Here is a 13150-nt window from a genome sequence, read left to right as displayed (position 1 = left end):
CGGGAGTTGGCGCTTTAGCACCGACTCTCGCCCCCATGCTTCGCTGTCGGCCGGGGTGGGTGCTGTAGCGCCTCCTCCGGCCTTACGCTTCGCGGCCTGCCGGGCCCATGCTTCGGCTTCGTGCGCGGATCCCGGGCCGCGTTTCCCGATACGCCGGCTCTCGCCGCGCTCACCGATCCATCCAGTACCGTCGGCGAACGTCGCGATGACGCTCGAACGCAAACCCGCCGTCGGCCGGCGCGACGTCGAACCGCACCGCGCCATCTCGATCGGTGCGCGGCAGCGGAATTCCGCGCGCCGCGTAACGGGCGAGAACCGTGCGATGCGGATGCCCGAAACGATTGCGATAGCCTACAGGAAATACTGCGACGCGCGGCCCGACCGAATCGAGGAAAGGCTCGACCGACGACGTGCGGCTGCCGTGGTGCGGAACGACCAGGATCTGCGCGGCCAGCGCGTCGCGTGCGGCGTCCGCGAGCTGGCGTTCTGCGCGTGCGTCGATGTCCCCCGTCAACAGCGCGGACGTGCCGCCCGCGTCGATGCGCAGCACGCACGATTGCCCGTTCGACGCGCCCGTCCCCGGGCCGCCCGATGGCCAGAGCATCATGAAGACGACGCCGTCCCAGGTCCAGCGCTGCCCGGTCGCGCACGGCAGACGGTCGGCCACGCCGACGGCGGCCGCCTCGCGCCACAGCCGGCTCTTCGGCGGGATGCCGGCCAGCAACTGGCGCACGTCGGCCGCCGCATAGACGGCCGGTGCGCCGCCCGCGTGATCGGCATCCGCGTGACTGAGCACGAGCGAATCGATCACCGCGATGCCGCGTGCACGCAACGCAGGCGCGACGATCCGTGCGCCGGCATGGGTCGACTCCGCTCCCGGCCCGGCATCGAACAGCAAGGTTCGCCGCGCGGTCTCCACCAGCACCGACGCGCCCTGCCCGACGTCAAGAACGGTCAGCCGGAAGCCGCCCGGCGGCGGCGCATCGGCTGCCGGCGCGACCAGCGGCAGCCACGTGAGCGGGGCCGCCCAGCGCAAGGGCCAGCCGCGCGGCATCAGCGCCCATGCGACGCCCACGCAGGCGAGCACCAGCACCGGCCAGTCGGGCATGCGCAGCCAGAACACGCCGGCCGGCCAGTCGGCGAGGTGCCCGAGCAACGTCATCATCGGTTCGAGCGCCGCGTGCGCAAGCCGGAACGCATATGCATCGAGCGGCGCGGGCAGCGCGATGCCGGCCAGCACGACCGGCGTGACGACCGAGCTGACCCAGGGAATCGCGAACGCGTTGCCGAACGGTCCCGACAGGGACATCTGCGCGAACCATGCGGCCGTCAACGGCGCGAGACCGATCGTCACCGCGTACTGCACGCGCGTGGCCTCGGCGATACGGCGCCCGGCGCGTGCCCCCCACGCGCGCAACCGGCTCGACAAACCGGCCGCACCGGTACCCTCCTCGCTTTCCACGTCGACCTCGCGCGCGGCACGCCAGCCGGCGACGGCCAGCAGGATCACGGCAACCGCCCCGAACGACAACCAGAATCCGGCCGACAGCACGGCCCACGGATCGGCAAGCAGCACGCCGCCGAGCGCCGTGCACAGCACCGCGGAAGCCGGTACGCTGCGCCCGGCCAGGTACGCGATGCCGCCGGCCGCGATCATCCACCACGCGCGCTGCGCCGGCACGTTGAAGCCGGCAAGCGCCGCGTAGCCGGCCGCGGCCGCCAGCGCGGCGAGCGCGGCCGCGTACGGTGCCGGCAGCACGAGGGTCGCGGCCCGTGCGCGCCAGCGCAGACGGCGCCAGACCATCGACACGAGGCCGCCCGCGATCGCGCCGACGAGCCCGACATGCAGACCCGAGATCGCGACAAGGTGGCTCGTGCCCGTGCTGCGCAGCGCACGCCAGTCGTCGTCGCCAATGCCCGACTGATCGCCGATCGCGAGCGCGGCGACGATGCCGCGATGACCGGCGTCGTCTCCCAGCGTCTCGCCGATACGCGCGCGCAGCGCGTCGCGCAGCCGATCGATCGACGCACGCCATCCCGATGCGCGCGCATCGAGCAATACCGCTCGCCGGGGCGCGCTGACATAACCGATCGCGCGAATGCCTGCGGCAAGCCACGCCGCCTCGCTGTCGCGTACGCCGGGATTGGCCTCGGCATGCGGGCGCTTCAGGCGCACGACGAAACGCCAGCGCTGTGCGGCGCGCAGATCGGGCAGCGCGTCGCGTGTCGCGGCTGTGCCATAGGCGCGCCACGACAGCCTGATCAACGGCGGAAAGCGGACCACCCCCGCATCGTTCGACTCGACCGCGAACAGCAGCCGCGCGCCTGTCTCGTCGACCACGGGCAGCCCTCGAATCACGCCCGTAACGACGATGTCGCGCCCTTCCCACTCGACGGGCAGGCTGTCGTCCAACCGCCATTCGGCCCGTGCGGCCGCATAGCCGAACCCGACGACGCAGGCCGCGAGCGCGCACAGCATCCATCCAAACGCGACGGTCGTACGCGTGCGCCGGCGGCGCATGCTCCACGCGCCCAGCACCACGCAGCCCGCGAGCACGGCCGCACCGATCGTCCATGCGAGCGCACCCGGCAGCGCCGCCTGCCGCTGCAGTACGACCACGCCGAGCGCGAACGCGATCCACCACACGCGCATCGCACCTCCTCGTCGACCCGGCACCGTCATTGAGAATGCGGCGCCTTCCGGCAACGATTATGCGGACGAAAGTGCGAGTCGCGGCAACGCGACGAGCGCGTTAGCCGAAGTGGATAGGCCAAGTGAACGGGCGTCGATCCCGCGCAATTCGGCAAGCGCGTCGCCGATGCGCGGCACCTGATCGGGCGTGTTGCGGGATTTGTAGGCCCATTCGGGCGCGATGTCGGGGGCGTCCGTCTCGACGACGATCGCCTCGAGCGGCAACTGCGCCGCGAGCCGGCGGATCTGCAGCGCACGCGTGAAGGTGACGTTGCCGCCGAAGCCGAGATGCAGCCCGTGCGCGAGATACGCTTCGGCCTGCTGGAAACTGCCGTTGAACGCATGCGCGATGCCGCGCCGCACGCCGAAACGGCGCAGCCCGGCGAGCACACGATCCTGCGACTTGCGCACATGGCACAGCACGGGCAAGTCGAATTCGCGCGCGAGCTTGAGTTGCCCCTGGTAAAAGTACTGCTGCCGGTCTTCGTCGAGCCCCGGCACGAAATAGTCGAGCCCGATCTCGCCGATCGCGACAAAGCGCGGATCGTCGACGCTCGCCTCGATCTCCATGCGCAGCAGGTCGAGATCCTCGTCGCGTGCGCGTGGCGTATACATCGGGTGGATGCCGAGCGCATAAGCCGCGCCCGGCGTGCGTTGCGCGAGTTCGCGCACCGTCGTGAAGTTGTCGCGCCCGACGCTCGGGATCACGATGCGCGACACGCCGGCCGCGCGCGCCGCAAGCGCGACCGCGTCGCGGTCGGCGTCGAACTCGGCGGCGTCGAGATGGCAGTGCGTGTCGATCCACATGGCGGCAGTCCTGCGCCCTGGCGCCGCACGGGGACGAACCCGGCAGCCGGCCAAGCGCGTTCGCTTCTTACACCGGCAGCGCCGGCTCCTCGTGCAGCACGCCGTCGCGCAGCCGCATGATGCGGTCGCAGCGCGCGGCGAGATCGGGATCGTGCGTGACGATCACGAAGCTCGTTTCGAGCGTCTCGGACAGTTCGAGCATCAGGTTGAACACTGTATCGGCCGTCGTGCCGTCGAGGTTGCCGGTCGGCTCGTCGGCGAGCACGCACGCGGGCTTCGTGACCAGCGCGCGCGCGATCGCGACGCGTTGCCGCTCGCCGCCAGACAGCTCACCCGGACGGTGCTTCGCACGCGGGCCGAGACCGACGCGCTCGAGCATCGCCTGGGCCTGCTCGCGTGCGTCCTCTGTCGTCATCCGGCGGATGCGCAGCGGCATCGCGACGTTGTCGAGCGCGGTGAACTCGGGGAGCAGGTGATGAAACTGGTAGACGAAGCCGAGCGCGCGGTTGCGCAGTTCGTTGCGCTCGCGCTCGGCGAGTTGCGTAAACGGCTTGCCGAGCAGCGACACCTCGCCCGCGCTCGGCTCGTCGAGCCCGCCCAGCACATGCAGCAGCGTGCTCTTGCCGGAACCCGACGCACCGACGACCGCGAGCTTCTCGCCGCGCCGTACCGTCAGCTCGGTATTGTTGAGCACCTGCACGTTGAAGCCGCCCTGCACGAACGCCTTCGTGATCCCGCGCGCCTGAAGCACGTATTCCTGCATACCTGCCGAATCCTGTCTGTTGTGTTGTCGTGAATCCGCGAATGCGGTCGCGCGATCATTCATAGCGAAGCGCCTCCGCCGGCTTCACCTTCGCGCCGCGCCAGCTCGGATAGAGTGTCGCGACCGCCGACAGCGCGAACGCGATCAGCCCGATCCGGATCACGTCGCTCGCGACGAGTTCGGACGGCAGCTCGCTGATGAAATACACGGACGGCGGCAGGAACTGCACGCCGAACAGGTGCTCGATCATCGGGATCAGCCACGGGATGCTCCACGCGATCAGGCAGCCGAGCGCGACGCCCGACGCCGTGCCGACGAAGCCGATCGTCACGCCCTGCACGACGAAGATCTTCATGATCGATCCCGGCTGCGCGCCGAGCGTGCGCAGGATCGCGATGTCGGCCTGCTTGTTGGTCACCGTCATCACGAGCGACGACACGAGGTTGAACGCGGCCACCGCGATGATCAGCGTGAGGATGATGAACATCATCCGCTTCTCGATCTGCACGGCCGAGAACCACGTCTTGTTCTGCTGGGTCCAGTCGCGGATGTACAGGCTGCCCGACAGCGTATGCGACAGCTCGACCGCGACATCCGGCGCCTTCTGCATGTCCTTCAGCCGCAGCCGCACGCCGGTCGGTGCCGTCATCCGGAACAGTGCCTCGGCATCGCGGATGTTGATCATCGCGAGCGTGCTGTCGTATTCGTAGTGGCCCGACTCGAACACGCCGACCACCGTGAACTGCTTCAGCCGCGGCATCATGCCGGCCGGCGTGATCGATCCTTCCGGCGCGACCAGCGTGACCTTGTCGCCGACCGTCACGCCGAGGTTGCCCGCGAGCGCATCGCCGAGCACGATGCCGAACTGGCCCGGCACGAGCGCGCCGAGCTGGCCCGCCTTCATGTCCTTGCCGATGTCCGACACCTGCGGCTCGAGCGTCGGCTCGACGCCGCGCAGCATCACGCCGCTCACCGCGTCCTGGCGGGTAAGCAGCGCCTGCGCGTCGACGTACGGCGCCGCGCCGATCACCGACGGATTGCGGCGCGCTTCCTGCGCGGTCAGTTGCCAGTCGGGCATCGAGCCCGTCGGCGAGAACACCTCGACGTGCGCGAGCACCGACAACATGCGGTCGCGCACCTCCTTCTGGAAGCCGTTCATCACCGACAGCACGACGATCAGCGCCGCGACGCCGAGCGCGATCCCGAGCATCGACACGAGCGCGATGAAGGAAATGAAGCCGTTACCGGTCGTGCGTTTGCCGGCGCGCGTGTAGCGCCAGCCGATCTGCCATTCGTACGGAAGTTTCAAGCGAATCCTTTCTGCTGGTTACGGCGGGGAGGCGCCCCGCGGCCGGACCGCCGCCCGGTGGCGGCCACCGGCCCGGGCACGGTCGAAAAACGGCCGCCGGACGCGAACGGGCCGTCAGCCGGCCCGATCACGCGCGCAGTTTGCCATACAATGCGCACCATCATGCACGACCGACGCCTCCATTTTCTCGTTCCGTTCGCGCTGCCGTCGGCGGCCGACGCGGCCTCGTCCCTGCACACGCTGGACAGCCCCGCGCTCGAAAAGTTGCTCGCCCGCGCGAGCCTCGTCGAGCGCGTGACCGGCGAGGACTTCCAGCGCACGCTGCCGCACGAGCGCTGGCTGGCCCGCCAGTTCGGCGCAACCCACGGCAACGCCGCCGACGAGGCGCCGCTCGCGCCCTACATGCTGCTGGCGGACGGCGGCGACCCCGGCGCACACGCGTGGGCCTGCGTCGAGCCCGTCCACGTCGAAATCGCGCACGATCACCTGGTGCTCGTCGATCCGGCGGCCCTCGCGCTCGACGAAGGAGACGCAGCCGCGCTGCTCGCGGTCGCGCGGCCGCTGATCGAGGAACTCGGCGTCCGGCTCGAGGCGCCGAACCCGTCACGCTGGTACCTGTCGAGCGAGCAGCTCGTCCGCCTCGCCGGCGCCGCGCCGCTGCGCGCGAGCGGACGCAACATCGAGATCTGGCTGCCGCACGAGGCACATACGGGCGAGCGCTCGCGGATGTGGATGAAGCTGCAGAACGAAGTGCAGATGGCGTGGTTCCAGCACCCGGTTAACGAGGCCCGCGAGGCGCGTGGCCTGCCGGCCGTCAATTCGATCTGGTTCCATGCGCAAGGCACGCTGAAGCCGGTCGGCAAGCCGTTCGCGCGCGTGCTGTCCGCCTCGCCCGCGGCGCTCGGCCTTGCGCGCGCCGCGCAAGCCGACGCCGGTGCGCCGCCGGCCGCGTTCGGCACGCTGCCCGCCGCCGAAGGCGCGACGCTCGTCGAACTGCCGGCGCTGACCACCCCGTTCATCGCACAGGACTGGGCGCGCTGGCACGACGGACTCGCCGCGCTCGAGCGCGACTGGTTCGCGCCGGCCCTCGCCGCCCTGCGCAACGGCGAGCTCGCGAGCGTCGATTTCACGCTGTGCGGCGACACGAGTTCCGTAACGCTGCACGCGACGCGCGGCGACCTGCGCAAGTTCTGGCGCCGCCGCGCGCTGGCCTCCCTGTTCGAATAACAAGCAGACCCCGTATGACCCGGATCGTTACCCGCCCCGTCGCGCCCGCCGACGCCGAAGTGCTCGCGCGCCACGGCCTGCATCCCGTCCTTGCGCGCCTGTACGCGTCGCGCGGCGTGCAGTCCCCCGCCGACATCGAGACCGCACTGGCGCGGCTCGTTCCGCCCACCGAGCTGAAAGGCTGCGCCGACGCGGCATCGCTGCTCGCCGATGCAATCGCCGACAAGCGGCGCCTGCTCGTCGTCGCCGACTACGACTGCGACGGCGCGACCGCCTGCGCGGTCGCGGTGCGCGGGCTGCGGATGTTCGGCGCGCAGATCGACTACCTGGTGCCGAACCGTTTCGAATACGGCTACGGCCTCACGCCCGAGATTGTCGAACTCGCCGCCGCGCGCAAGCCCGACCTGCTGATCACCGTCGACAACGGGATCGCGAGCGTCGCGGGCGTCGAAGCCGCGAACGCACGCGGCATCGACGTGCTCGTGACCGATCACCACCTGCCCGGCGACGCGCTGCCCGCCGCGCGCGCGATCGTCAACCCGAACCAGCCCGGCTGCGCGTTCCCGAGCAAGCACCTCGCCGGCGTCGGCGTGATGTTCTACGTGCTGCTCGCGCTGCGCGCCGAGCTGCGCCGCCGCGGCACCTTCGCGAGCAAGGAAGCCGAGCCGCGCCTCGACGGCCTGCTCGATCTCGTCGCGCTCGGCACCGTCGCCGACGTCGTGCGGCTCGACGGCAACAACCGCGTGCTCGTCGCGCAGGGGCTGCAGCGCATCCGCAACGGCCGCATGCAGCCGGGCGTCGCAGCGCTGTTCCGCGCCGCCGCGCGTGAGGCGCGCACGGCATCGGGCTTCGATCTCGGCTTCGGCCTCGGCCCGCGCCTGAACGCCGCCGGGCGGCTCTCCGACATGTCGCTCGGTATCGAGTGCCTGATCACCGACGACATCGGCCGCGCGTGGGATCTCGCGCAGCAGCTCGACGTGATGAACCGCGAACGCCGCGAGATCGAGGCCGGCATGCAGCAGCAGGCGCTCGCCGATCTCGCCGATGTCGATCCTGCCGACGCGTGCACGATCACCCTCTTCAACCCCGCGTGGCACCAGGGCGTGATCGGCATCGTCGCCGGCCGGCTCAAGGAAAAATTCCACCGCCCGTCGTTCACGTTCGCGCACGCGGACGAGGAAGGCAAGCGGGTCAAGGGTTCGGGCCGCTCGATTCCCGGGTTCCACCTGCGCGACGCGCTCGACCTCGTGTCGAAACGGGAGCCCGACCTGATCGTCGCGTTCGGCGGCCACGCGATGGCGGCCGGCCTCACGCTCGACACCGAGAACGTGCCACGCTTCGCGGCCGCGTTCGAGGCCGTTGCGCGCGAGTGGCTGTCCGACGACGCGCTTGCCCGCGTGATCGAGACCGACGGCGAACTCGAGGACGCGTACTTCACGCCGCAGTTCGTCGGGCTGCTCGACGAGGCCGTCTGGGGGCAGGGTTTTCCGGCCCCGCTTTTCTCGGGCGAATTCGACGTCGTGTCGCAGTCGCTCGTGAAGGAAAAGCACCTGAAGCTGCAGCTGGCGCGCGGCCGCCAGCGCTTCAACGCGATCTGGTTCAACCATACCGACCCGCTGCCGGCGAGCGCACTGATCGCGTATCGCCTCGTCGCCGACACGTGGAACGGCGTCACGCGCGTCCAGCTGATCGTCGAACACGCAGCCGGCTGAGCGCGGGCCGCACGGCCCGCGATGCCCGCCGACGCATGCGCGCCGCGCCGGACGCCGCCGCCGCGCGCGGGCAGGCACGGTTTGAGCCACCGGGCAACCCTGCCGATCGGCTATAATTCCGCTTTTTTACGAAGCAAGAATAGCGAGCGATCATGGAAGCGGAACGTCTCAACGCGATCGAAAGCTCCCTGCTCGACCTGCGCAACCGCGCAGGCGAGCTCCGGGGGTATCTTTGACTACGACGCCAAAGCTGCGCGTCTGACCGAAGTCAACAAGGAACTCGAAGACCCGAACGTCTGGAACGATTCGAAGAACGCCCAGGCGCTCGGTCGCGAGAAGAAGCTGCTCGAAGGCGTCGTCACGACGCTCACCGCGCTCGATAGCGACCTGCGCGACGCGCTCGACCTGTTCGAGCTGGCCCGCGAGGAAGGCGACGAGGACACCCTCGTCGCGTCGGAAGAAGACGCCGCGAAGCTCGAGGCACGCGTCGGCGACATCGAGTTCCGCCGGATGTTCTCGAACCCGGCCGACCCGAACAACTGCTTCATCGACATCCAGGCCGGCGCCGGCGGCACCGAGGCGTGCGACTGGGCATCGATGCTGCTGCGCCAGTACCTGCGCTACTGCGAACGCAAGGGCTTCAAGGCCGAAGTGCTCGAAGAGTCCGACGGCGACGTCGCCGGCATCAAGAACGCGACGGTCAAGGTGTCGGGCGAATACGCATACGGCTTCCTGCGCACCGAAACGGGCATCCACCGCCTCGTGCGCAAGTCGCCGTTCGACTCGTCGGGCGGCCGCCACACGTCGTTCTCGTCGGTGTTCGTGTATCCGGAAATCGACGACTCGATCGAAGTCGAGATCAACCCGGCAGACCTGCGCATCGACACGTACCGCGCATCGGGCGCGGGCGGCCAGCACATCAACAAGACCGACTCCGCGGTGCGGATCACGCACATGCCGACCGGTATCGTCGTGCAGTGCCAGAACGACCGCTCGCAGCACCGCAACCGCGCCGAAGCGATGGCGATGCTGAAATCGCGCCTGTACGAAGTTGAAATGCGCAAGCGCCAGGCCGAACAGGACAAGCTCGAATCGAGCAAGACCGATGTGGGCTGGGGCCACCAGATCCGCTCGTACGTGCTCGATCAGAGCCGCGTGAAGGACCTGCGCACGAACGTCGAAATGAGCAACACGCGAGCCGTCCTCGACGGCGACCTCGACGACTTCATCAGCGCGAGCCTCAAACAGGGCGTGTAAGCGCCGCGGCGCGACCCTGCCGGGTCGCGCCCCCTTGCCCTTCCCGTTTGCGTTGCCGCACTACTCCGAATTCCGACCATCATGACCGAACCGACCCAAACGCAGCCCGCCGTCACCGCGGACGAAAACCAGATCATCGCCGAGCGCCGCGAGAAGCTGCGCGCCCTGCGCGAGCAAGGCGTCGCCTACCCGAACGATTTCCGCCCGACGCATCACGCGGCCGATCTGCAGACGACATTCGCCGACTCGGACAAGGCCGCGCTCGAAGCGAACCCGGTCGAGGTGTCGGTCGCCGGCCGCATGATGCTCAAGCGCGTGATGGGCAAGGCGAGCTTCGCGACGGTGCAGGACGGTTCGGGCCAGATCCAGTTCTTCGTGACGCCGAACGACGTCGGCGCGGAAACCTACGACGCATTCAAGAAGTGGGACCTCGGCGACATCGTCGCCGCGCGCGGCGTGCTGTTCCGCACCAACAAGGGCGAATTGTCGGTCCAGTGCAAGGAACTGCGCCTGCTGTCGAAGGCGCTGCGCCCGCTACCGGACAAGTTCCACGGCCTGTCGGACCAGGAAATGCGCTACCGCCAGCGCTACGTCGACCTGATCGTCACGCCGGAAACGCGCGACACGTTCCGCGCGCGCACCAAGACGATCGCGTCGATCCGCAAGTTCATGGATTCGGCCGACTTCATGGAAGTCGAGACGCCGATGCTGCACCCGATCCCGGGCGGCGCGGCCGCGAAGCCGTTCGTCACGCACCACAACGCGCTCGACATGCAGATGTTCCTGCGCATCGCGCCGGAACTGTACCTGAAGCGCCTGATCGTCGGCGGCTTCGAACGCGTGTTCGAAATCAACCGTAACTTCCGGAATGAAGGCGTGTCGCCGCGTCACAACCCGGAATTCACGATGATGGAGTTCTACGCCGCGTACACCGACTATCGCTGGCTGATGGACTTCACCGAGCAACTGATCCGCCAGGCGGCGATCGATGCGCTCGGCACCGCGACGATCCAGTACCAGGGCCGTGAACTCGACCTCGCGAAGCCGTTCCATCGCCTGACGATCACGCAGGCGATCCAGAAGTACGCACCGGAGTACACCGACGGCCAGCTGTCGGACGACGCGTTCCTGCGCACCGAACTGAAGCGCTTCGGCGTCGACGTGTCGCAGCCGGCGTTCCTGAACGCGGGTGTCGGCGCGCTGCAGCTCGCGCTGTTCGAGGAAACGGCCGAAGCGCAGCTGTGGGAGCCGACCTTCATCATCGACTACCCAGTCGAAGTGTCGCCGCTCGCACGCGCATCGGATACGGTGCCGGGCATCACCGAGCGTTTCGAGCTGTTCATGACCGGCCGCGAAATCGCGAACGGCTTCTCGGAGCTGAACGATCCGGAAGACCAGGCCGCGCGCTTCAAGAAGCAGGTCGAGCAGAAGGATGCGGGCGACGAGGAAGCGATGTTCTTCGACGCCGACTACATCCGCGCGCTCGAATACGGGATGCCCCCGACCGGCGGCTGCGGGATCGGCATCGACCGTCTCGTGATGCTGCTGACCGACAGCCCGACGATCCGCGACGTGCTGCTGTTCCCGCATCTGCGCCACGAAGACTGATCGCGGCACCCGCGTGTGCGCCGCGCCCTGCGGCGCGCACGCGTCAGCTTTGTAACGACGCGTAAATCCCGCCAGCCGGCGTCCGCCGGCTTTCGATCCTCCCCCGTTTTATCCCCTCGTCGCGACGGCCTCCCTCGGGTTTTCCCTGCCACAGCCGTCGGCGCGCTGCTGCAATTCGTTACACCTTGATACGGCGCGCCGCTTGCCGGTGGACGACACTCCTCTTGCGTCACCACGCATAACCACGGGACCAGAACGAGGCGCAGGAACGCCAAGTCTGCGCGAGCCCGCAGCGTGGGAACCGGCCCGGCGCCGCAATACCGAGCCGGATCGACATCGGAGAAAAAAATGGACAACGAGAATCAGACCACGCCGCAAAAGCAACGCCTCCACCCGCTCATCGCCACCGCCGCCGGTGCCGTCATCGTCGCCAGCCTCGCGGCGACCGCCGCGATCACCGGCGTGTTCCCGAAGGCCAGCAGCAGCAACGAACAGAACGGCCAGACCCAGGCCGCGCTGATCGCATCGCAGCCGGCCGTCGATACGGCCGCGGCCGCCAGCGCCGCGCTGGCCGCGCAGGCGCAACAGCAGGCGGCCGAACAGGCCGCCGCGCAGCAGAAGGCCGCCATCGCACAGGCCGAGCCGAAACCCGCGCCGCGCCCGGCGACGACGCACCGCCGCCACACGTCGGCGCCGCAGCCGCCGCAATACGCGCAACAGCCGTCGGCGCCTGCCCAGGCGGCCTACTGCCAGAGCTGCGGTACGGTCGTCGCGATCACGCAGACGCGCACGCCGGGGCAGAGCTCCGGGATCGGCGCCGTTGGCGGCGCGGCTGCCGGCGGCCTGCTCGGCAACCAGTTCGGCCACGGTAACGGCCGCACCGCGATGACGATCATCGGCGCGCTGGGCGGCGGTCTCGCCGGCAACCAGGTCGAGAAGCAGGTACGCGCGGAAACCGATTATCAGGTGCAGGTACAAATGGAAAGCGGCGCGACGCGCACGTTCACGTACCACAACCCGCCACCGTTCGGTCAGGGCCAGCGCGTGCGGATCGAGAACGGCACGCTGGTCGGCGCGTAAGCGCCCGCTGCCCACGCGCCGTACGGGCAAGCGACCTGAAAACGAAAACGGCTCGTAGGCGATCGCTCACGAGCCGTTTTCTCATTTGAGCCGGCGTACGCCATTGCGGCACACGCCGCGCTCAATCTTCGTCGTCGAAATCCGATTCGTCGATCCAGTGTGCCTGGATCGCCTCGAGGATCTTCTCGCCGGAGTGCGTCGGATCGTCATTGAAGCCGTCGAGTTCAAGCACCCACTGGCGCAGGTCGACGAAGTTGATCCGCTGCGGGTCGATGTCCGGGTGCTTGTCCGCCAGCGCAATGGCTATTTCACGCGAATCGGTCCATTTCATCGCCTGCCTCCGGTTCCTGTCAGTGGTTTTCCTTCGCGTGGTTGATCGAGTACTTCGGAATCTCGACCACCAGGTCCGAATCTTCCTTCACGATCGCCTGGCACGACAGGCGCGACGTCGGCTCGAGGCCCCACGCCTTGTCCAGCAGATCGTCCTCGTCCTCCTCGGACGGCGTCAGATCGTTGAAGCCTTCGCGGATCACCACGTGGCACGTCGTGCATGCGCACGACTTCTCGCATGCATGCTCGATCTCGATTCCGTGGTCGAGCAGGTTGTCGCAGATACTCTTGCCGGGCGTCGCGTCGATCACTGCGCCATCCGGGCACAGTTCGACGTGAGGCAGCACCACCAGTTGAGGCATGTC

The 13150-nt window shown here is 68.7% G+C and carries 11 protein-coding genes; 5 read left to right on the top strand and 6 right to left on the bottom strand.

The window, feature by feature from the left end; translation table 11 throughout:
* Nucleotides 1-169 precede the first annotated feature (169 nt).
* The 4 genes from HWX39_RS18570 to HWX39_RS18555 all read right to left on the bottom strand — a co-directional run bounded on the left by HWX39_RS18570 (nt 170) and on the right by HWX39_RS18555 (nt 5571).
* Nucleotides 170-2653, bottom strand: coding sequence for a DNA internalization-related competence protein ComEC/Rec2 (locus HWX39_RS18570; RefSeq protein ID WP_175969444.1), 2484 nt, complete (start codon nt 2651-2653; stop codon nt 170-172).
* Nucleotides 2654-2710: 57 nt separating this feature from the next.
* Nucleotides 2711-3499, bottom strand: coding sequence for a TatD family hydrolase (locus tag HWX39_RS18565; protein ID WP_175969443.1), 789 nt, complete (start codon nt 3497-3499; stop codon nt 2711-2713).
* A 67-nt stretch (nt 3500-3566) separates the two neighbouring features.
* A complete protein-coding gene (lolD, locus tag HWX39_RS18560; RefSeq protein ID WP_034174517.1) occupies nt 3567-4262 on the bottom strand; it encodes a lipoprotein-releasing ABC transporter ATP-binding protein LolD in 696 nt (231 codons plus the stop codon).
* Nucleotides 4263-4317: 55 nt separating this feature from the next.
* Nucleotides 4318-5571: a lipoprotein-releasing ABC transporter permease subunit gene (locus HWX39_RS18555; RefSeq protein ID WP_089461262.1), complete on the bottom strand. Its 1254-nt coding sequence runs from the start codon at nt 5569-5571 to the stop codon at nt 4318-4320.
* 150 nt (nt 5572-5721) lie between these two features.
* Between HWX39_RS18555 and HWX39_RS18550 the strand changes: the two genes are divergently transcribed.
* The 5 genes from HWX39_RS18550 to HWX39_RS18530 all read left to right on the top strand — a co-directional run bounded on the left by HWX39_RS18550 (nt 5722) and on the right by HWX39_RS18530 (nt 12455).
* Nucleotides 5722-6798, top strand: coding sequence for a regulator (locus HWX39_RS18550; protein ID WP_175969442.1), 1077 nt, complete (start codon nt 5722-5724; stop codon nt 6796-6798).
* Nucleotides 6799-6812: 14 nt separating this feature from the next.
* A complete protein-coding gene (gene recJ / locus HWX39_RS18545) occupies nt 6813-8510 on the top strand; it encodes a single-stranded-DNA-specific exonuclease RecJ (protein WP_175969441.1) in 1698 nt (565 codons plus the stop codon).
* A 152-nt stretch (nt 8511-8662) separates the two neighbouring features.
* Nucleotides 8663-9767, top strand: a protein-coding gene (gene prfB, locus HWX39_RS18540; RefSeq protein ID WP_105392842.1) for a peptide chain release factor 2 whose coding sequence is annotated in 2 segments (ribosomal slippage) — nt 8663-8743 and nt 8745-9767 — 1104 coding nt in all. Because the reading frame shifts where the segments join, the coding sequence is not laid out codon by codon here.
* An 81-nt stretch (nt 9768-9848) separates the two neighbouring features.
* Nucleotides 9849-11375: a lysine--tRNA ligase gene (lysS, locus tag HWX39_RS18535; RefSeq protein WP_175969440.1), complete on the top strand. Its 1527-nt coding sequence runs from the start codon at nt 9849-9851 to the stop codon at nt 11373-11375.
* 348 nt (nt 11376-11723) lie between these two features.
* Nucleotides 11724-12455 (top strand): glycine zipper 2TM domain-containing protein, encoded by a 732-nt coding sequence (locus HWX39_RS18530; protein ID WP_175969439.1) that lies wholly within the window; start codon nt 11724-11726, stop codon nt 12453-12455.
* 121 nt (nt 12456-12576) lie between these two features.
* Here HWX39_RS18530 and iscX read toward each other — a convergent pair whose 3' ends face one another.
* Entirely contained in the window at nt 12577-12786 is a 210-nt protein-coding gene (gene iscX / locus HWX39_RS18525; protein WP_011352557.1) for a Fe-S cluster assembly protein IscX, read from the bottom strand.
* Between the two features lie 19 nt (nt 12787-12805).
* Nucleotides 12806-13147: an ISC system 2Fe-2S type ferredoxin gene (gene fdx / locus HWX39_RS18520; protein WP_006478392.1), complete on the bottom strand. Its 342-nt coding sequence runs from the start codon at nt 13145-13147 to the stop codon at nt 12806-12808.
* Between the last annotated feature and the right edge of the window lie 3 nt (nt 13148-13150).

Source organism: Burkholderia sp. BCC0322 (assembly GCF_902833045.1).
GTDB lineage: Bacteria > Pseudomonadota > Gammaproteobacteria > Burkholderiales > Burkholderiaceae > Burkholderia.
This window is presented reverse-complemented; position numbering and strand designations above follow the sequence as displayed.